The following is a 19,367-nucleotide window of genomic DNA, read 5'->3' on the forward strand; positions in this document are numbered from 1 at the left end:
TTTTATTCGTCTACAATAATATAAATATCTTCATTGCTGTTTTTCATCAGGTATTGTTCACGGGCAAACTTTTCCAAATTATCCCGGTTACTGAGGAGTTCTTGTATTTTCCGGTTATCGTCCTCTATGGTTTTTTGATAATACTCTTTTTGTTCTGTAAGGGTTTTGATTTTATGCCGTAACTGCATTTTTTCGACAAAACTATTTTTGTCGAAAAAGGCAATCCATACTAAAAAAAGTATACCTACAAAAAGGTACTTGTTCGTAAATTTCCGGAATACTTGCCTCAACTTATATTTTTGATCCTCCAGCATGCTGCAAATTTATAAAAAAGTAATTACAGATACAATAATACTGTTTTTACTTTCCAATCGGAATATTTTAATTTTTATAGTAATTCAAACGTTTTCATAAAAAATGATTTTTTACGCTGCATATTTATAAATAATGACGGAATAATTATACTTATAATTGATTTTCAATGATTTAATTTTATAAAAAACTTGTTTTTTGACTTTTTTCGCACCCGGGGATTCTTTAAATTTGTAAACGTTGTGATCAAAACAAAAACACAATCTAACAAATAGTAAAAATGGATAAGAAATTAGCAGTGGTTGCCTTGGGAGGAAATGCCATTCTCCGGGGAAATCAAAAAGGGACAATGGCCGAGCAAAATCAAAATATACGGGAAACGTTGGAAAATTTGGTATATTTAATTCGGGACGGGTATAATTTGATAATAACGCATGGGAATGGTCCGCAGGTGGGAAATATTTTATTGAGTGATGATGCAGGGGTAAAGATGTACGGCTTACCTCCGATGTCATTGGATATGTGCGTTGCTTATTCCCAGGGACAGATCGGTTATATGATCGAACGGAATTTACGGAATATCCTGAAAGAACATAATTTGAGCCGGCATGTGGTGTCTATGATATCTCAGGTTGTCGTGGATCAGCATGACCCGGCTTTACAAAATCCGACGAAGCGGGTGGGGAAAATTTACACCAAAGAAGAGGCAGACAGCTTACATGCAGAACATGGATGGGTATTTAAAGAAGAAATAAAAGTAGAGGGCGGATGGCGACGGGTTGTACCTTCACCGGCTCCGGTCGATTTTAAGAATGCTTCCCTGGTCGAACGAATGGCCCGGGCAGGAAGTATTGTCATAACGGGTGGCGGAGGAGGAATTCCGGTGTATATTGATGAGGAGGGACTGTTACAGCCTATAGAAGGGGTGATCGATAAGGATTTGGCTTCAGCCATGATTGGAGTGCGGGTAAAAGCCGATGAATTGTATATATTAACGGATGTTCCTTATATATACAAAGATTATCGGAAACCGACTCAGGAAATATTGGAATTTTTGGATTATGCCGATACGGTAAAATATCTGGAAGCTGGCATGTTCGGGGAAGGCAGTATGGCTCCTAAAATCCGGGCTTGCCTCCATTTTATAAAGAATGGCGGGCAAAAATCTGTCATTACGGAAGCGACTAAATTGGAGGACAGACGTTACGGCTCTAAGATTACAATGGAGTACGACTAAGCTGGAAGGGAAGACTGAAAATTTAAGGTTTCATTTCAATTCTCCGAATTTTAATATACATTTGTCTGTTTCCCCGCGATTGTTTTAAAACATAAAGTGCTAATCGGAGCGGAGAAAACAGTAAGGGATCAGATTTAAAGTAAATATATTCGTAGAGGCAGACAGGAAAGAGAAAAACTAATACTATTAAAATAACAGAATATGGCTTTTAATTTAAGAAACAGGAATTTTTTGAAGTTGCTCGACTTCACTCCGGAAGAGATCAAATACATGTTGACGTTGGCCGCAGATTTAAAAAAGGCTAAGTATACCGGTACAGAGCAACCACGGTTAAAGGGAAAAAATATAGCTTTGATTTTTGAAAAAGACTCTACCCGTACCCGCTGTTCGTTTGAGGTAGCCGCTCATGACCAGGGAGCCCATGTTACTTATCTGGGCCCTTCCGGATCTCAGATTGGTAAAAAAGAATCTATGAAAGATACTGCCCGGGTGTTGGGGAGAATGTTTGATGGCATAGAATACAGAGGGTTTACTCAGGCAACGGTGGAAGAATTGGCTAAGTATGCCGGCGTTCCCGTATGGAATGGCTTGACCAATGAATTTCACCCGACCCAGATATTGGCTGATTTTTTAACTATGATGGAACATGTGGATAAACCGCTGAATCAGGTTACTTATGCTTATCTGGGGGATGCCCGTTACAATATGGGAAATTCCTTAATGGTAGGAGGGGCTAAAATGGGGATGGATGTCCGGATCATTGCTCCCGCACAATTACAACCGGATCCGGAATTAATTTCTACTTGTAAAGAGATTGCCGCTGAAACGGGAGCGAAAGTTACTGTTACAGATAATGTTGCAGAAGGAGTTAAAGGTTGCGATTTCCTATATACGGATGTTTGGGTGTCCATGGGGGAACCTCAGGACGTTTGGAAAGAAAGAATTGATCTCTTATTGCCTTATCAGGTAAATAAAAAAGTAATGGAATTAACGGGCAATAAAAATTGCAAGTTTATGCACTGTTTGCCCGCTTTCCATAATCTGGAAACGTCTATCGGCCGGGACGTATATAAACAGTTTGGTTTGGAGGCCCTGGAAGTTACAGAGGACGTTTTCGAATCTCCTCATTCCATTGTGTTTGATGAAGCTGAAAACCGAATGCATACGATAAAAGCGGTCATGGTGGCTACGCTGGGATGTTAAGCTGTCTGAAAGAGTAAAACTGACTGAAAGCCGGGTAAAAACCTGTTAGAAAATTGTAATCCGGATAGAAAGCGGATGCGAGTTTGAAAAAAAGGCTGAATGAGGAAACTCAATCAGCCTTTCTTATGTTGTGAAACCTGTCAATTTTCTTTTTGGAAGCTCTTTATACAGCTCTCCACGTCTGTTCCGATCTCCAGTATCATTTGCAGGTGTAACAGTTCGAAAACACTCTCGACATCTTTGGTAAGGTTGCAGATCTTGATTCCCGAATGACTGCTTTTGGCCGTTTTCACTAACGAAATAATACACCCGATACCGCTGCTATCAATAAAATCGATATTTTCCAGATTGAAAATTAATTTTGTTCCCGGATGATTCAAAACGGGTTTCAGTTCATTTTTCACCTCTTCTGTCACAGCTAAAGTAAATAGGGAAAGGCTTGCGAATGTTGCAATTTTAATGCCGTCCCTTTCATCAAGTTTAATGATCATTTCTTTATCTTTAATTAGTTATCGATTATTATTATGTCGAATATAAGTATAATTTCTTTTTAATTGTATTGTTTTGTACATAATTCATTTAAAATTTAAAGGTAAAATAAATAAGTGAAAAATTCAAAGGAAGCAGGGGAATTATTTTAGCTGGAGAAATTAAAAAATCTTTGAAAGGAAATGTAAAAATGAATAAATCTTGTATCTTTGTAAAGTTGCAGCGAAGGAAAAAATGAGGTCGATATTTTGTTGACGGGAAAACCTGCGGTTCTGTAGAAAGGGCCAAAGGTTATTTGTTTATGTGTCGGATTTATTTTGAGAGGAGAGGGAAAATCTATGCTGACGATTGAAATGAAAACAAATCAATGATTTATTAAATTTTAAAATATAAAAGATGAAAACAACTCCGTTTACACATTTTCATGAAGCTCTTGGAGCAAGAATGGCACCATTTGCCGGCTATAATATGCCTATTGAATATACAGGTATTAAAGATGAACATATAACTGTTCGGGAAAAAGCCGGGGTATTTGATGTTTCTCATATGGGAGAATTCTGGGTGAAGGGGCCGAAAGCTTTCGATTTGGTACAGAAAGTGACATCTAATGATGTAGCTGCTTTAACTGACGGAAAAATTCAGTATAGTTGTTTGCCGAATGAAACAGGGGGGATTGTAGATGATTTATTGGTATATCGTTTTAGCGCGGAGAAATATTTGTTGGTTGTAAATGCTGCTAATATTGAAAAAGACTGGAATCATATTCTGAAATATGCTGAAGAAATGGGCATGAAACCCGGAGTGGATTTAGAAAATGCATCCGACAATATTTGCCAATTGGCTGTTCAGGGACCTTTGGCTCTGAAGGCTATGCAGAAATTGACAACTGAAAATGTTGTCGATATGGAATATTATACATTCAAGGAAATCCCTTTTGCCGGAATAGATAAGGTGATCTTCTCTACTACCGGTTATACCGGATCCGGCGGTTGTGAAATATATGCTTATAATGAAGATGCTGATAAACTCTGGAAGGCTGTGTTTGAAGCCGGAGAAGAATTCGGAATTAAACCGATAGGACTGGGAGCCCGTGATACATTGCGTTTAGAAGCCGGGTTCTGCCTGTACGGACATGAAATAGATGATACGCATTCTCCGATAGAGGCCGGATTAGGATGGATTACTAAATTTGTACCGGGAAATGATTTCGTAAACCGGGCTTTCCATGAAAAATTGAAAGAAGAGAAACCGGGTAGGTATTTAAAGGGCTTTCAGGTGTTGGATAAAGGTATTGCCCGTCAGGATTATCCGATTGAAGATGCAGAAGGAAATCAGATCGGAGTCGTTTGTTCAGGTACCGTTTCTCCTTTAACTGGTAAATCAATCGGTACCGGATATGTGAAAAGCGGTTTCCATAAATTGGATACGGAAATTTATATCCGGGTTCGAAATAAAGCGTTGAAGGCAAAAATTGTAAAAATGCCATTTTTTTAATTGACGGACGTTACAGGGACGATTCATTCATTTGATGAAAATAAAAATACTAAAGCATTTTTTTAGTTCTAATTAAAATTTTAAAGAAAAAGCGAATAATTATCTATAAAAATAATGTTTTTAAAGATAAAGATTGCATATTTGTAACGTTTTCGCTGGAAAGTTTATTCATGGTTTTACTTAAATATTAATCGATATGAGAAAACATATTTTTAATGCCGGGCCATGTAAATTGCCCGATTCTACGTTGAAAAATACGGCTGCTGCTGTATTGGAATTCGGTAATACCGGTCAGTCTATCATGGAAGTATCTCACCGTTCTGCTGATTTTCAGGCAGTGTATGATGAGGCTGTTGCTTTATTCAAAGAAGTATTGAATATCCCGGAAGGATATCACGTACTTTTCTTAGGAGGTGGTGCTAGTATGCAATTCTGTATGATTCCGTTTAACTTTCTGAAAACGAAAGCTGCTTACGTAAATACGGGTACCTGGTCTACAGCTGCTATTAAAGAAGCCAAGTTATGGGGAGAAGTACAGATTGTAGCTTCTTCTGAAGCTGACGGATTTACATATTATCCGGAGTTCACCATCCCTTCAGATGTCGATTATATGCACATCACTTCTAATAATACCATCCGTGGTACTGAAATTTTCAAGGATCCCGATTCTCCTGTGCCCTTATTGGCTGATATGTCATCGGATATCTGCAGCCGCCCGGTAGATGTTTCTAAATATGCTATGATTTATGGCGGATGTCAGAAAAACATCGGACCTGCCGGCGTTACTTTTGTGATCATTAAGGATGAATTCCTGAAACATGTAGTAGCTGACAGACCCATCCCGACTATGTTGAAATATCAGACCCATGTGGACAAAGATTCTATGTATAATACTCCCCCTTGTATTAATATCTTCGGAGTAAAAGAAACATTGAAATGGATAAAAGAAATGGGTGGTGTGAAAGTTATGGAAGAACGGGCTATCGAAAGAGCCAACGCTATTTACAACGAATTGGAAAACAGTAAGATGTTCCGTCCGGTTGTGAAAGAAGGTTCCCGTTCCCGTATGAATATCCCGTTCTTACTGAGAGAAGGATATGAATCTTTGGAAAAAGAATTCCTGGATTTCTGTAAGCAAAAGAATATTGTAGGTGTGAAGGGCCATCGCTCTGTAGGCGGTTTCCGCGCTTCTACTTATAATGCTTGTACAATGGATGATGTGAACGCTTTGATTTCTGCTATGAGAGAATTCGAAGCTGCTCATAAATAAAAAAATGGTGTACGATTTTTGATTTACGGTTCTTTTTCGGAATCGTAAATCATCAATCGTATTTTTTTGCTGTTTTCCATTTTTGAATGTATAATTAAAATGTAAAACGTCCGTAGGGCGGACGTAAACTTTAAAATAATAAAGGTATGGCAACAAAAGTATTAATTGCAACAGATAAACCTTTCGCTCCGGTGGCTGTGAACGGTATCCGTGAAATTGTTGAAGCACAGGGATATGAACTTGTGTTATTGGAAAAATATACTTCTCCGGCAGAATTAATCGCTGCTGTAGCTGACGTTGATGCTATGATCATTCGTTCCGATAAAGCGACGAAAGAAGTGATCGATGCTGCTAAAAAATTGAAAGTAATCGTTCGTGCCGGTGCCGGTTATGACAATATCGACTTACAAGCTTGTACAGATAAGGGGATTGTTGCCATGAACACCCCGGGACAGAATTCCAATGCTGTGGCAGAATTGGCTTTCGGTATGATGGTTTATATGGCCCGTAATTTCTATAACGGAAAATCAGGTCATGAACTGAAAGGAAAGAAAATCGGTGTTCATGCTTATGGAAATGTAGGCCAGAATGTAGGACGTGTAGCTCATGGATTTGGTATGGAAGTATATGCTTACGATCCTTTTATGACAGATGAGCAAATCAAAGCTGCCGGTGCAACTCCATTGCATTCGGCTGAAGAAATGTATGAAATGTGTGATTATGTTTCTTTACATATCCCGGCTACAGACAAGACCAGAAAATCGATTAATTACGATTTATTGAACCGTATGCCGAAAGGTGCTGTGCTGGTGAATACGGCCCGTAAAGAAGTAATTGATGAAGAAGGTATTATAAAATTGATGGCTGATCGTCCGGATTTCAAATACATTTCCGATATTGCTCCGGATAATGCTGCCGAATTTGCTCAGTTTGAAGGACGTTACTTCTTTACTCCGAAAAAAATGGGAGCTCAGACAGAAGAGGCAAATGTTAATGCCGGACTTGCTGCAGCCCGTCAAATTGTTGCATTCCTGGAACACGGAGATGCTAAATTTAAAGTGAATAAGTAATTCCAATAAAACATGAAACACGGTTGGAAGTTTAGAAAACGATATTTTATGATTCTTTATGCCGCAGGGCTTTTACTCTTCTCTGTGAGCAGTATGCTACGCCATGAATTATCGGATTTCCAATTAGGGTTTTGTGAAGGAATAGCGATAGTGCTTATATTGTCTGGATTTGTGACTGTGGGCATTTGTTTAGTGAAAAAGGAAAATCCTTTCCGTTTATAGCACGACATTTAATAGTCCGTAGGAAGTTTTTCTTATGGACTATTTTAATTAACAATATAAAACACCTGAATATTATGGCTATTGTAAAACCATTTAAAGGCTTACGTACACCTAACCAGGAAGTTTGCGAAGAATTAGCATGTCTTCCTTACGACGTGATGAATTCGGAAGAGGCAGCCCAGATGGCTGGCGGAAAACCGAAATCATTGTTACATGTAACCCGTGCAGAGATTGATTGCCCTTCCGGAACAGATATACATTCTGAAGCGGTATATCATAAGAGTGTGGAAAATTTCAAAATGTTCCAGGAAAAAGGTTGGCTGGTACAGGATGAAGAACCGAAATTCTATATTTATGCCCAGACGATGGACGGTAGAACACAATATGGAATTGTCGGTTGTGCAGCCTGCGAGGATTATATGAACGGGATTATTAAAAAGCACGAATTAACACGGCCGGATAAGGAAGAAGATCGTATGGTGCTGACCCGTTATGTAAATGCGAACCTTGAACCGGTATTCTTTTCTTACCGGGCAGTGCCTGAAATAGACGCTATTGTTGAAGATATTGTAAAAAATCAGAAAGCTGATTATGATTTCGTAGCAGAAGACGGTTTCGGACATCATTTCTGGGCCATTAATTGTCCGGAAACCAATAAACGGCTGGAAGAATTGTTTGCTACAAAAGTGCCTTATACCTATGTAGCTGACGGACACCATCGTACTGCTGCTGCTGCCCGTATCGGTGCAGAATATAAAGCTAAAAATCCCAATCATACCGGGAAGGAAGAATACAATTTCTTTATGGCTGTACATTTCCCCGATAACCAATTGAATATTATCGATTATAACCGGGTTGTAAAAGATTTGAACGGTTTGACCGAAGAACAGTTGCTGGAGAAATTGAAAAAGAATTTTGAAGTAGAATGTAAAGGTACTGAAATTTATCATCCGGCTAAATTGCACGAATTCAGTATGTATCTGGGGGGCAAATGGTATAAACTGACTGCTAAACCAGGAAGTTATGACGACAATGATCCCATTGGAGTACTGGATGTAACGGTACTTTCGAAACATGTTTTGGCTGATATTCTGGATATCCAGGATTTGAGAACTTCTAAACGGATTGATTTCGTCGGAGGAATCCGGGGATTGGAAGAATTGAAGAGAAGAGTGGATAACGGAGAGATGAAAGTGGCGTTTGCCCTCTATCCGGTATCTATGCAACAACTGCTGAATATAGCAGATTCGGGGAATATTATGCCGCCAAAGACGACATGGTTTGAACCGAAATTGCGTTCAGGACTTGTTATTCACAAGATTGATTAATGGAAAAGCCGCTTTAGAGCGGCTTTTTCTATAAAGTGAAAATAATTTAAGGCTAAATGATGATGAAAAATATCGGATTTGTAAATTTTCTCTTTTCCGCTCGCTTTTCCCGCCTTATGTGTACTTTGTGTTTTTTGGGACTTTGCAGCCTGAAGGGACAGGAGGTAAAGGCACAGGTGACCCAAGCCGATTATAGGCGGATTGATACGTTGGGGAACCGGAATTTACAGGTATATCATGCCGTAAATCAGCCAGTGTGGATCGGTAAGACCCATTATTTCTGGTATCTGGATCACGGACGGGACAAAGACGTATTTTGGATGGTCAATGCGGAAAATGGAGAACGGGAAGAAGCATTTCAGGCAGAGAAACTGGCTGCCGCTTTAAGCCGTGTAGCGGGTCGGAAGATCGAAGCCCGGAAATTGCCTTTTCGGAGTCTGGATTACGATACAGACCGGAAAGGATTTGAATTTGAATGGAATAACCGGAAATGGCATTATTCAGTAAAACATAATAAGCTGACCAGAAGGGATACAATAGTGGTGAGCCGGATGCCGTGGGAACGTCCGGACCCGAAAGCTATGAAACGCGTATTATCACCGGATGAGCGTTGGGAAGCCTATAATAAGGATAATAATATTTACATTAAAGATCGGACAGGAGAGAAGGAGTATGCTTTGAGCTGGGATGGGACAAAGGATTTTTATTATAGTGGTGACCTGGTATGGTCTCCGGATTCCAAAAAACTGGCTGTTGTAAAAGTACGGGATATTCCGGAAAGACGTATTCCGTTAATAGAATCCAGTCCGGTAAACCAAAAACAGCCTGTCTTGCAGTGGCGGGACTATGCAAAACCGGGAGACGTATTGCCTGTTTATCTGCCTGTTTTATTTGATGTAGAGAAAAAATTGCAGATTCCTTTGGATACCCGCTGTTATGAAAATCAGTTTTATTTACAACTTACCGGCTGGAGAGCAGATAGCCGGGCTTTTACTTTTGAGTTTAACCAGAGGGGACATCAGCGGTATATTGTGGCAGAAGTAAATGCCGAAAGTGGAGAAATCCGTCCTTTAATAGACGAGCAATCGCCAACTTTTATCCATTATAACCGGAATTTCCGCTATGATCTGAAAGATGGAAAAGAAATTCTTTGGATATCCGAAAGAGATGGGTGGAGACATTTATATCTGATTGACGGAGAAAAGGGGCAGGTAAAACGGCAGCTTACAAAAGGCGAATGGGTGGTAAGGGAAGTGGAAAAGGTGGATGAGGAAAACGGAAAGATATGGTTTACAGCTTCCGGTATAGAAAAAGGAGAAGATCCTTATCAGGTACATTATTGCCGGATCGGTTTGGACGGTACCGGATTTGTGGATTTAACTCCGGAGCCGGCCAATCATCACGCTGTATTTTCAGAAGACCGGCAGTATCTGGTCGATCGGTATTCCCGTCCGGATTTACCGGGAGGTACGGTGATCCGTAAGGGAAGCGACGGCAGTGTCATAGCCGCATTACCGGAAGTGGATGTCGAAGACCTGCTACAGACGAGCTGGCAAATGCCGGAGGTGTTCCAGGCCAAAGGCCGGGATGGGAAAACGGATATTTGGGGAACTATTTTGCGTCCCTCTCATTTCAATGCTTCCCATTCTTATCCGGTGGTAGAAATGATTTATGCAGGTCCTCATGATTCACATGTAGACAAGGATTTCCGGGCTTATCATCATTTGACTTCCCGCTTATGTGAACTGGGATTTATAGTGGTTATGATCGATGGTATGGGAACGGCAAACCGCTCTAAAGCCTTTCATGATGTATGCTGGAAGAATCTGAAAGATGCCGGCTTTCCGGATCGGATTGCCTGGATAAAGGTTGCAGCAGAAAAATATCCCTATATGGATACTTCCCGGGTAGGGATTTACGGCTGGTCGGCCGGAGGGCAAAATGCAATGGCGGCTCTATTGTTCCAGAATGATTTTTACAAGGCAGCAGTAGCCCTTTGTGGATGTCACGATAACCGTATGGACAAAATCTGGTGGAATGAACAATGGATGGGATATCCCTTAGATGAATCTTACAGTGCTTCTTCTAATGTAGACAATGCCTGGCGTTTAAAAGGAAAATTATTGCTGATAAACGGAGAATTGGATGATAATGTCGATCCCACTTCAACTTTGCAGGTAGTGAACGCCCTGATAAATGCCGGAAAAAATTTCGAACAACTCTATCTTCCCAATCATACCCACAGTTTGGGAGGAAAGTTTGTCATGCACCGGATTCATGATTTTTTTGTAAAACAACTTTTAAATCAAGATCCGCCGGAATGGGAGTAAAGGAAAAGTCCTTACCAATTAATCGTATTTTATGAATATCCCTTTACTGATTCGCTGATTAACGGAACTAAACTTCCTGACGGTTTTGTCAGAACGATAGCCCCATTCATCAGCGAATCCTTAATCAGTTTCCGTACGGAAGTAATCCCCTTTAAAAGAACTTTTTATACGCTTCCCTTTTAGTACTTTAACCATTTATAGAGTTCTTTCCAAGTGACCTTTTTGCCATACATTAAAATACCTGTACGGTAAATTTTGCCGGAAAGCCAGGTGAAAAAGATAAAAGCTCCGATTAATAAGACCATGGAAGTTATGATTTCCCAAGCCGGAACGCCGAAAGGAATTCTGACCAGCATTACTGTTGGTGAGGTAAAAGGAATCAGGGAACTCCAAAATACTAAGGGCGATTCCGGACTTTTCATAGCTGTGAAACCGATGTACACGCCGATCGCCAAAATGATAGACAGGGGCGTCATAAACTGCTGGGAATCCGTTTCGTTATCCACTGCTGCCCCTATGGCAGCAAAGAGGGAAGCATATAATAAATAACCTCCTATAAAATAGAAAAGAAATGCTCCCAGAAAAGAGAGTATAAATTTAGGTTCAATGGTTTTGACAACACTTTGTATCACTGCTAATTCCTCTGCACCTATTTCGTTGGCTTGCGCCATGGTTGCCAGATTGGTTGTATTGCGCAGGGCTTCCATGTCGATATCGGGTAAAAATACAGCCTGAAGAGCTACAATTGCCCCTCCGATCAGGACAATCCAGATTAAAAATTGTACTAATCCGACAGATGCTACTCCTATGATTTTGCCTAATAAAAACTGAAACGGCTTGACGGAAGAAACCAAAACTTCTATGATACGGTTGGTTTTTTCTTCAATCACTCCTTTCATAACTTGGGCGGCATAGATGAAAATAAAAAAGTATATGATAAATCCGGCAGCTACCCCTATGATCGAAGCTATTTCAGACGAGCTTTCTTTGGCTTTTCCTGTCTCTGTGATCATCAGGGTGCGCACAATTACCGGGGTTCTGGTGGCATCTAACTTTTCTTCCAGATCGGGAATCTGGGATTCTGCAATGACAGCACTCTTTTTGATGTTTTCAATTTTTTTCCGAAGTTGGGAAGAAATTGTGTTTTTTAAATCCATCGTGACCTGTGAGAAAGAGTAAATGGGAATTTCTGCGCTATCCATTACATTCAAAGGAATCCACATGACTGCATAATAATCTTCATTTTTTAGGAAATCAGCAGCCTTTTCTTCCGTGACCGGTTCAGATATATATTCAAATTTCGTATTGTTGATCGTTTCTAAGGGCGCTTCCAGGGCAGATTCATTCACGACGGCAATTCTTCGCTCTTGCGTATCGTCTTTTAACATAAGCCACATTAGAAAGGCGTAGAAGATAATAAAGAGAATGGGAACAAATATGGTGACCAACAGAAAGGATTTTTTTCGAACCCTGGTCGAAAATTCCCGACTGATAATGATAAAGGTTTTATTCATAATGCACTATTTTAGTATTGGAATGCTTTGGAGCAAATAGAGGTAAAACTATTGATTTTTAACCAGATTAATAAAAATGTCATTCATGCCGGGAATTACTTTTTGGTAAGATAGAATATCGGTATAAGGTAAAAAACGGCTTAAAAGAGCATTGGCGTTACAAGGTTTAATTTGCTGTAATATTATATCTTGACGGTTTCCTTCTGTCTTCTGGGAAAGAATTTCAAATTCTTCTCCGATAAACTGCTCCGGTTTTAAGTCCGGTATATACCGGAAGCTCAGTTGATAAGTGTCATTAGCATATTTTTCCCGAATCTCATTGATCGGTCCTTCTATGATCTTTTTCGATTTATTGATTAAAGCAATGTGGCTGCATATTTCTTCTACAGAGGCCATATTGTGAGTCGAAAAGATGATGGTCGTGCCCTTTTGCCTTAAATCCAGAATTTCTTTTTTTAATAACTCTACGTTGATCGGGTCAAATCCACTGAATGGCTCGTCGAAAATCAACATTTCCGGTTCGTGCAGAACAGTAGTGATAAATTGAACTTTTTGAGCCATACCTTTGGATAGTTCTTCTACTTTTTTGTCCCACCAGCCCTCTATTTCAAATTTTTCAAACCAGGTTTTCAGTCGCTTTATGGATTCATTTTTACTGATTCCTTTTAGGCGTGCCAGATAGACGGCTTGTTCCCCTACCTTCATCTTTTTGTATAACCCTCTTTCTTCTGGTAAATAACCGATTCGGTTCATATCGGAAGGTACTAAAGGCGCACCTTTGAAGAAAAGCTTACCGGAATCAGGGCCCGTGATCTGGGTAATGATCCGGATTAAAGAAGTTTTCCCGGCTCCGTTCGGACCGAGCAAACCATAAATAGCACCTTCCGGAATCTCTATAGATACATCATCTAAAGCCCGGTGATTGGAATAATTTTTGACAATGTTTTGAGCGACGAAAAAACTCATGTTGACAATATTTGGGTTAATAAAAGACGGAAAGACCGTCCGGAGACGGTCTTTTTGTATTCATATCATTCTTCTAATTCTATCATTAAAGTATTTTTGGCGATCTGATCACCGGTTTTAACGTAGATTTTTTTTATTTTAGCTGAAAACGGAGCTGTAATTTTATTATCCATTTTCATCGCTTGAAGTGTCAGCAGTACTTCATCTGCCTCAACTTCCTGTCCTTCTTTTACATTGATGTGTAAGATAGTACCCGGAATATGGGATTCTATCAGGTTGGGATTGGGTTCTTCCCACTTTTTGCGGTTGATCCACTTTTCCGTAAAAGTGGTCTTGTATTCTACACCATCAATCTGTAATTTTTCGTATTTTATATTAGCCATAATTTTATACTTCTTTTCTGCTAAAATGGAGGAATCCCATGTTTTTTCTGGGGTACTATAACGGTTTTGTTACTGGAAACTTCAATAGAATGCTTTAATAGCATGCGGGTTTCCTCCGGTTCGATAACGGAATCAATATAGCCTTTGGAGGCAGCCACATAAGGATTGGCAAATTTCTCCCGGTATTCGATTACTTTTTGTTTCCGGGTTTCTTCCGGATTAGCAGATTCTTTTATTTCTTTTTTGAAGATGATGTTAGCAGCACCTTCCGGTCCCATTACCGCAATCTCAGCTGTCGGCCAGGCAAACATAAAGTCAGCTTTCAGGTGTCGCGAATTCATAGCAATATAACCACCCCCGTATGCTTTCCGTAAGATAACGGTGATTTTCGGTACGGTTGCTTCACTATAGGCGTAAAGGACTTTGGCTCCGTGCCGGATAACCCCCATATGTTCCTGCTCTACACCCGGCAAATAACCCGGCATGTCTTCGAACGTAACAATCGGAATATTGAAGGCGTCGCAGAAACGGATAAACCGGCCTGCTTTATCAGCAGAGTCGCAATCCAAAACGCCGGCCAATACTAAAGGTTGGTTGGCAACAAAACCAACTGTCTCTCCGTCAATACGTCCGAATCCGATGACAATATTCTGGGCAAAATCCTGCTGTACTTCCATAAAGTCGGAATCGTCTGCTACTGCCATGATGATTTCACGTACATCATACGGCTGAGTCGGATCGGCCGGTAAAATATTGTTGATTTTGTATTCGGGTTTGGGTGGTTTTGCCGGGAAAGCTTTGGCTTTACGCTGGTTGTTCCAGGGAATAAAGGTGAGTAATTTTTTGATCTGTTCAAAACATTCCTGTTCAGTCATAGCAAAGAAATGGGCATTCCCACTGATAGCGGCATGTACCCTTGCTCCTCCTAAATCTTCCATGGAGACGACTTCGCCCAATACGGTTTTTACGACTTCCGGACCGGTAATGAACATTTTGGAGATATTGTCCACTACAAAAACAAAATCCGTTAAAGCAGGAGAATATACCGCACCACCGGCACAAGGACCTAATATTACGGATAATTGCGGGATAACTCCGGAAGCCATCGTGTTCCGGAAAAATATTTCCCCATACCCGGCAAGGGAATCCACCCCTTCCTGAATACGAGCCCCTCCCGAATCGTTGATGCCAATAATCGGCATTCGCATTTTAATAGCGTGATCCATGATTTTGGTAATCTTCCGGGCATGCATAAGCCCCAATGAGCCCCCTGCAACTGTAAAATCCTGTGCATAAATGGCAACTGGTTCTCCGTATACCGTCCCGGTACCAATGACAACACCGTCGCCGTGAAGGATCTTTTTATCCATATCAAAATCTTTGGATTGATGCTCTACGAACATGTCGTACTCATGAAAAGAACCGGCATCGACAATCCCTTGAATTCTCTCACGGGCAGTCAATTTCCCCATCGCATTCTGCTTCTTAATCGCTTCTTCACCACCACCTTGGAGGACGATTTCTTTTCTCTTCCTTAAATCAAGAATATTCCTTTTAAGTGACATATTTATTAATTTTGTTAATTAATTGCACCTCAGCCTTTAACAAACTGGACACATTTTCCAACGACAATGATAGTAAAAAAAAATGATTAAAAAAATAATTTCCTCCTACCCCCTCCGTTAGGGTATTCCAAATGAAGAATTAATTGTAGGTTTTAAAGGAATTGATAAAAAGATATTTAAACAATAATATATTTGTTCGTGAAGGATAAATTTTCTCCCTCCTTTTCTATAATCAAAAATTACACATTAGGGACGTGCCCTTTTGTGTAATTTTATAGGCTTATATTTTGAATTACTGAAGAGAAGCTTATAAAAAGCTGATAGTTTCCGTCCTTTTCGGATATCTTTTAGGGGAGGATTTATATATTGACAACAGGAATCTTTTTTGAGTTATGTGATATTTTATTCGTTTCAGCCGATTTTTGGATGGGAACCTTTTAAGTTGATATTTCGTTATTTTAATGAAATAAGCTGTACTAAAAAATATTCACGGATCAGGAAAAAAGATCATTGGAATTTTATTTTGTGAAAGCTGTTCAAAAGAATTTTACTCCTTGTTTTTCGAAATGTAATATACAGCCGTTGTTTAATATAATAATACAGTTAAAATCATGTTCCAGCTGGGTGCCGAAGTTCTTGGAGGGAAGAAGGGGAAGAGTAAAAATTACACATTAGGGCACGTCCCTAATGTGTAAAATGGGGTGAGGTTATTCTGTAATTTGTGGGTCTTCTACAAAATAACAAAGGGAAGAGGATACGAATTCTTGGGGTACATTTGCCCCATAATAGGCATACTTTGTAAATGTACCTGCTGTTGCTCCATTATTGGCAGAGCCCCCGGCCAGGAGGAGAGTATATTCTTCTCTATTTGTTGTATTAGGATAAAAGTAATCAGAAAAATAGGTTGAATCAGTACCGCCGACTTCTGTCGGTAAACACGAGAGCAAATGCATGGAATATTTTTTTATCCATCCTTCCTTACGGGCTAGTTTTGCTGCGGGCAACATGCCGTTTGTGTTGGTCTGGTTGAAGGGGGCGTACAGAGAGGGGGCTACATAACCCAGTGTTTCTGTTGTTTCGGTTTTAATAATTATTCCACTAACTACATTCCAGAGGGTAACTTCAGGGAAGGTTGTACGTTAAAGAGAAAAGAATAAAGAGTGATAAATTGTAAGAAGGGAGTAATTTATGGAAACAACAAAAGCGTATACAGGTTTTAAAGATAAAAACGGAGAAAGAATGAAACATTTGATTGTGTTGGCGCACCCGGACCCCAGATCATTGAGTGTTGCTTATAAAGACGAAATTGTCCAATTGACGGAAGATACGAATAATGAAGTAGTAGTCCGGGATTTGTATAATCTGGGTTTTCATCCAGTATTGAATATGGAAGATTTTATGGCTTTCCGTAAAGGAGATGTGCCGGATGATATCAAACTGGAACAAGATTATATACGTTGCGCGGATTTAATTACTTTTATTTATCCGATTTGGTGGACAGGTATGCCGGCTATCCTGAAAGGGTATGTGGACCGTGTATTTTCCAAAGGTTTTGCTTATGATATTACGGGTTTAGGGGAGATTAAAGGATTATTGAAAGGTAAGAAAATTATCATTCTCAATAATTTTGGAATGCCTTTTGAAGAATATGAAAAAAACGGAATGCTGGATGCAATGAAAAAAACGAGTGATGTCGGTATTTTTGATTTTTGTGGTATGCAAATAGAAGCTCATCACTTTTTTGGACATATTGATGCTTCTTCTAAAGAAGAACGCTCCGCTCATATAAAAATGTTATCTTATCTCTACGATAAGTATTTACCGGCTCATTGAGGAAAACACTGGAAAAATCCTCGAAGGAAGGGTAATATTTATATCCGGCTGATCAACTTTCGAAAGACGCTCTGATTAATGAAACTAAAGCTCTGATGGGTTGAGTCAGGATTAATTTCATTAATTAGCAGAGCGTTAAACAGTCCCGTTTGTATATATTCGCCTGGCTGTCTGGAAAAGCTTTTAAAAACCGTTATTTAATTGAATTTTGCTTTCTCTTCTTCGTTGGTATCAAAAGGATTTGTATGTCCTTTTTCCGGCAGATATTCTACTTGCAGGTATCGGTTTACTGTGGAATCCAATACGAGGGAATAAGATTCCGGTAGCTGTAAGTTGAGCGTAACTTCAGGTTGTTTGTAAAAAACAAACCGTTTGGGAATAGAAAAATAATTGTCTATCCATAATGTATCGTTTTTCAATTTCCAATGATAATCCATTTCTCCGGTATCCTGGAAGTTATTATAGACTCTTTTCGTTACTGAAAGTTCCGGTTCTTCATCCAAAGTAGATGTCGCTCTGAACCGGGGAACTCCCAAAACAATATGCGTATTTTTATCACGCATATATTTTTTGTTAAAATGATTCCGGTATTCCGGAGAATAAGTTTCTTTTGCTACTACTACGATTTCTTTTTTAGCGGAAACAGGTAAGGATTGGGAAGTAATGCTATGTAGATTTCCGGAAAAATCCCTCATTTGGGTAAGGCCCAGAAAGCAAAGGATAATAGCACTTGTTATCCATAGAATAGTCAGGGTGAGGGGAAAATAATAGTTCCGGCTTTTAAAACGGAAAAGGAATTTAGATGTTAACCAGATCAAGAGAAGAAAAGGAATAATACATACAAATAATATAGCAATGATTAATAAAAAGGCGGGTAATCCCGGAACACTCAAGGCGGCTGGTATAGAAAAAGTCAATCCCGTAAGGTGAATGGGGATAAAGGCAATAATGAGCAGGAGAACAATAGCTATAGAACAGATCCATACGATACCGGCTAAAATTTTCAGGATAATTTTCAGGATTTTAACGATCGTTTTTCCGATAGCCAGTAAGATTTCAGAGACAAAACCTCCGGTCTTTTTTAATCCTTCCCGTACTTTTCCGTTATCTTTCATATCCTGGATTCCGTTTTTTATATTTTTCTCAATATTGGATATATTTATTTTTTCCCCTTTCATTTCCAGCTTTTGTTTGGCAGTGAGTGCCGGAGGTAATACGATCCAAAGAACAATATAAACGATAAGGATAATACCATAAAAGAAAGTAAGAAACAAGAATAGGAACCGGACCAGGGCCAGGGAGATATTAAAATAGCTGGCTATACCGGCAGCCACTCCGCCCAGCATGTTGCGATCGAGATCACGGTACAGTTTCCGGGAAGTTTTTTCTTTTACCGGTTCTGTATAATCCTCTGAAATAATGTCGTCCGGATTTCCCATTATCTGAATGACTTGTTGTATATCTCCCAGTGTAACGACTTCTTTGCCTTGTTTTTGCATGGCTTCTTGAAGAAGTTCTGCGATACGGCCTTCGATATCGTTCATGATTTCCTGCCCTCCTTCTTCTTTGAAATAATGCCTTTCTAAAGTCTGAATATAAGACTGAAGTTTATTTCCGGCGTCTTCTTCTGTATGAAAGATTCTTTCTCCTATGCTGACAGTATATGTTTTTTTCATAATCGTAATTTTTAATGGTTTGATTGTTATCCTTTTAAAAATTCTGATTTCTCAGTTGTTCAATGGCTTGGGTAAGTTCGTTCCAAGAATTTTCCAATTCCGCAAGACAGTGCCGGCCATTTTCTGTAATCGAATAATACTTGCGGGGAGGTCCCTGGGGGGATTCTTCCCAACGGTAAGCTAATAAGCCCGCGTTTTTCAGACGGGTAAGCATAGGGTAGATCGTTCCTTCTACAACAATGATTTTCGACTCTTTTAATTTATTAATGATGTCCGAAACATACGCATCCTGTCTGGAGATAATTAATAAAATGCAGTACTCGAGAATCCCTTTGCGCATTTGAGATTGTGTGTTCTCTAGGTTCATCGTTTACGTTTTTTATATAAATTCCAAATGCCTGATGACATGTGAGCTATTCTGTATTGCAAATATATAAATAAAATATAATACTATGCAATACATAGTACTATTTTT

The 19,367-nt window shown here is 39.5% G+C and carries 18 protein-coding genes; 9 read left to right on the forward strand and 9 right to left on the reverse strand.

Annotated elements, in window-relative coordinates; all coding sequences use genetic code 11:
- Window positions 1-2: 2 nt before the first annotated feature.
- On the reverse strand, window positions 3-314 hold the full coding sequence (locus Q0465_RS02560) for a septum formation initiator family protein (protein WP_298612393.1): 312 nt from the start codon (window positions 312-314) through the stop codon (window positions 3-5).
- A gap of 278 nt (window positions 315-592) precedes the next feature.
- Between Q0465_RS02560 and Q0465_RS02565 the strand changes: the two genes are divergently transcribed.
- Window positions 593-1,549, forward strand: coding sequence for a carbamate kinase (locus Q0465_RS02565; protein WP_298612396.1), 957 nt, complete (start codon window positions 593-595; stop codon window positions 1,547-1,549).
- 201 nt (window positions 1,550-1,750) lie between these two features.
- A complete protein-coding gene (locus Q0465_RS02570; protein WP_298612399.1) occupies window positions 1,751-2,752 on the forward strand; it encodes an ornithine carbamoyltransferase in 1,002 nt (333 codons plus the stop codon).
- A gap of 140 nt (window positions 2,753-2,892) precedes the next feature.
- On the opposite strand, the gene Q0465_RS02575 is transcribed toward Q0465_RS02570, so the two are convergent.
- Window positions 2,893-3,243 carry an STAS domain-containing protein gene (locus Q0465_RS02575; RefSeq protein ID WP_298612402.1) on the reverse strand — a complete coding sequence of 117 codons (351 nt, stop codon included), beginning with the start codon at window positions 3,241-3,243 and terminating at the stop codon, window positions 2,893-2,895.
- Between the two features lie 394 nt (window positions 3,244-3,637).
- On the opposite strand from Q0465_RS02575, the gene gcvT reads away from it, so the two are divergent.
- The 6 genes from gcvT (at window position 3,638) to Q0465_RS02605 (ending at window position 10,955) form a co-directional block, all read left to right on the forward strand.
- Window positions 3,638-4,735, forward strand: coding sequence for a glycine cleavage system aminomethyltransferase GcvT (gene gcvT / locus Q0465_RS02580; protein WP_298612405.1), 1,098 nt, complete (start codon window positions 3,638-3,640; stop codon window positions 4,733-4,735).
- 196 nt (window positions 4,736-4,931) lie between these two features.
- Window positions 4,932-6,005, forward strand: a complete 1,074-nt coding sequence (serC, locus tag Q0465_RS02585) for a 3-phosphoserine/phosphohydroxythreonine transaminase (RefSeq protein WP_298612408.1) — start codon at window positions 4,932-4,934, stop codon at window positions 6,003-6,005.
- A gap of 146 nt (window positions 6,006-6,151) precedes the next feature.
- The gene (locus Q0465_RS02590; RefSeq protein WP_298612410.1) at window positions 6,152-7,075 is read left to right on the forward strand and encodes a 3-phosphoglycerate dehydrogenase; all 924 of its coding nucleotides are present in this window, start codon (window positions 6,152-6,154) and stop codon (window positions 7,073-7,075) included.
- Between the two features lie 48 nt (window positions 7,076-7,123).
- Window positions 7,124-7,297, forward strand: a complete 174-nt coding sequence (locus tag Q0465_RS02595) for a hypothetical protein (protein ID WP_298612413.1) — start codon at window positions 7,124-7,126, stop codon at window positions 7,295-7,297.
- A 74-nt stretch (window positions 7,298-7,371) separates the two neighbouring features.
- The gene (locus Q0465_RS02600) at window positions 7,372-8,625 is read left to right on the forward strand and encodes a DUF1015 family protein (protein ID WP_298612416.1); all 1,254 of its coding nucleotides are present in this window, start codon (window positions 7,372-7,374) and stop codon (window positions 8,623-8,625) included.
- Between the two features lie 56 nt (window positions 8,626-8,681).
- Window positions 8,682-10,955, forward strand: a complete 2,274-nt coding sequence (locus Q0465_RS02605) for a S9 family peptidase (RefSeq protein ID WP_298612419.1) — start codon at window positions 8,682-8,684, stop codon at window positions 10,953-10,955.
- A 179-nt stretch (window positions 10,956-11,134) separates the two neighbouring features.
- Here the strand turns inward: Q0465_RS02605 and Q0465_RS02610 are convergent, their stop codons facing one another.
- From Q0465_RS02610 to Q0465_RS02630, 5 genes are all read right to left on the reverse strand, one after another.
- Complete coding sequence (locus Q0465_RS02610) at window positions 11,135-12,469, reverse strand: ABC transporter permease (protein ID WP_298612422.1); 1,335 nt, start codon at window positions 12,467-12,469, stop codon at window positions 11,135-11,137.
- A gap of 48 nt (window positions 12,470-12,517) precedes the next feature.
- Complete coding sequence (locus Q0465_RS02615) at window positions 12,518-13,435, reverse strand: ABC transporter ATP-binding protein (RefSeq protein WP_298612425.1); 918 nt, start codon at window positions 13,433-13,435, stop codon at window positions 12,518-12,520.
- A gap of 65 nt (window positions 13,436-13,500) precedes the next feature.
- Window positions 13,501-13,818 (reverse strand): acetyl-CoA carboxylase biotin carboxyl carrier protein subunit, encoded by a 318-nt coding sequence (locus tag Q0465_RS02620; protein WP_298612428.1) that lies wholly within the window; start codon window positions 13,816-13,818, stop codon window positions 13,501-13,503.
- A gap of 20 nt (window positions 13,819-13,838) precedes the next feature.
- Window positions 13,839-15,383 carry an acyl-CoA carboxylase subunit beta gene (locus Q0465_RS02625; protein ID WP_298612430.1) on the reverse strand — a complete coding sequence of 515 codons (1,545 nt, stop codon included), beginning with the start codon at window positions 15,381-15,383 and terminating at the stop codon, window positions 13,839-13,841.
- Between the two features lie 707 nt (window positions 15,384-16,090).
- Window positions 16,091-16,390 (reverse strand): hypothetical protein, encoded by a 300-nt coding sequence (locus Q0465_RS02630; protein ID WP_298612432.1) that lies wholly within the window; start codon window positions 16,388-16,390, stop codon window positions 16,091-16,093.
- A gap of 181 nt (window positions 16,391-16,571) precedes the next feature.
- Here Q0465_RS02630 and Q0465_RS02635 point away from each other — a divergent pair, with 181 nt between their 5' ends.
- On the forward strand, window positions 16,572-17,216 hold the full coding sequence (locus Q0465_RS02635; protein ID WP_298612434.1) for an NAD(P)H-dependent oxidoreductase: 645 nt from the start codon (window positions 16,572-16,574) through the stop codon (window positions 17,214-17,216).
- 197 nt (window positions 17,217-17,413) lie between these two features.
- Here Q0465_RS02635 and Q0465_RS02640 read toward each other — a convergent pair whose 3' ends face one another.
- Together Q0465_RS02640 and Q0465_RS02645 are read right to left on the reverse strand one after the other, a co-directional pair.
- Complete coding sequence (locus Q0465_RS02640; RefSeq protein WP_298612436.1) at window positions 17,414-18,892, reverse strand: PspC domain-containing protein; 1,479 nt, start codon at window positions 18,890-18,892, stop codon at window positions 17,414-17,416.
- Window positions 18,893-18,926: 34 nt separating this feature from the next.
- Window positions 18,927-19,259 carry a PadR family transcriptional regulator gene (locus tag Q0465_RS02645; protein ID WP_298612439.1) on the reverse strand — a complete coding sequence of 111 codons (333 nt, stop codon included), beginning with the start codon at window positions 19,257-19,259 and terminating at the stop codon, window positions 18,927-18,929.
- Window positions 19,260-19,367 lie beyond the last annotated feature (108 nt).

This window comes from uncultured Odoribacter sp. (genome assembly GCF_937966165.1).
In the GTDB taxonomy this organism is placed as follows: domain Bacteria; phylum Bacteroidota; class Bacteroidia; order Bacteroidales; family Marinifilaceae; genus Culturomica.

Excerpts from the sequence above, each read along its gene's own strand:
- Q0465_RS02560 (WP_298612393.1), bottom strand. The coding sequence starts at position 314 with ATGCTGGAGGATCAAAAATATAAGTTGAGGCAAGTATTCCGGAAATTT.
- Q0465_RS02565 (WP_298612396.1), top strand. The coding sequence starts at position 593 with ATGGATAAGAAATTAGCAGTGGTTGCCTTGGGAGGAAATGCCATTCTC.
- Q0465_RS02570 (WP_298612399.1), top strand. The coding sequence starts at position 1,751 with ATGGCTTTTAATTTAAGAAACAGGAATTTTTTGAAGTTGCTCGACTTC.
- Q0465_RS02575 (WP_298612402.1), bottom strand. The coding sequence starts at position 3,243 with ATGATCATTAAACTTGATGAAAGGGACGGCATTAAAATTGCAACATTC.
- gcvT (WP_298612405.1), top strand. The coding sequence starts at position 3,638 with ATGAAAACAACTCCGTTTACACATTTTCATGAAGCTCTTGGAGCAAGA.
- serC (WP_298612408.1), top strand. The coding sequence starts at position 4,932 with ATGAGAAAACATATTTTTAATGCCGGGCCATGTAAATTGCCCGATTCT.
- Q0465_RS02590 (WP_298612410.1), top strand. The coding sequence starts at position 6,152 with ATGGCAACAAAAGTATTAATTGCAACAGATAAACCTTTCGCTCCGGTG.
- Q0465_RS02595 (WP_298612413.1), top strand. The coding sequence starts at position 7,124 with ATGATTCTTTATGCCGCAGGGCTTTTACTCTTCTCTGTGAGCAGTATG.
- Q0465_RS02600 (WP_298612416.1), top strand. The coding sequence starts at position 7,372 with ATGGCTATTGTAAAACCATTTAAAGGCTTACGTACACCTAACCAGGAA.
- Q0465_RS02605 (WP_298612419.1), top strand. The coding sequence starts at position 8,682 with ATGATGATGAAAAATATCGGATTTGTAAATTTTCTCTTTTCCGCTCGC.
- Q0465_RS02610 (WP_298612422.1), bottom strand. The coding sequence starts at position 12,469 with ATGAATAAAACCTTTATCATTATCAGTCGGGAATTTTCGACCAGGGTT.
- Q0465_RS02615 (WP_298612425.1), bottom strand. The coding sequence starts at position 13,435 with ATGAGTTTTTTCGTCGCTCAAAACATTGTCAAAAATTATTCCAATCAC.
- Q0465_RS02620 (WP_298612428.1), bottom strand. The coding sequence starts at position 13,818 with ATGGCTAATATAAAATACGAAAAATTACAGATTGATGGTGTAGAATAC.
- Q0465_RS02625 (WP_298612430.1), bottom strand. The coding sequence starts at position 15,383 with ATGTCACTTAAAAGGAATATTCTTGATTTAAGGAAGAGAAAAGAAATC.
- Q0465_RS02630 (WP_298612432.1), bottom strand. The coding sequence starts at position 16,390 with ATGTTGCCCGCAGCAAAACTAGCCCGTAAGGAAGGATGGATAAAAAAA.
- Q0465_RS02635 (WP_298612434.1), top strand. The coding sequence starts at position 16,572 with ATGGAAACAACAAAAGCGTATACAGGTTTTAAAGATAAAAACGGAGAA.
- Q0465_RS02640 (WP_298612436.1), bottom strand. The coding sequence starts at position 18,892 with ATGAAAAAAACATATACTGTCAGCATAGGAGAAAGAATCTTTCATACA.
- Q0465_RS02645 (WP_298612439.1), bottom strand. The coding sequence starts at position 19,259 with ATGAACCTAGAGAACACACAATCTCAAATGCGCAAAGGGATTCTCGAG.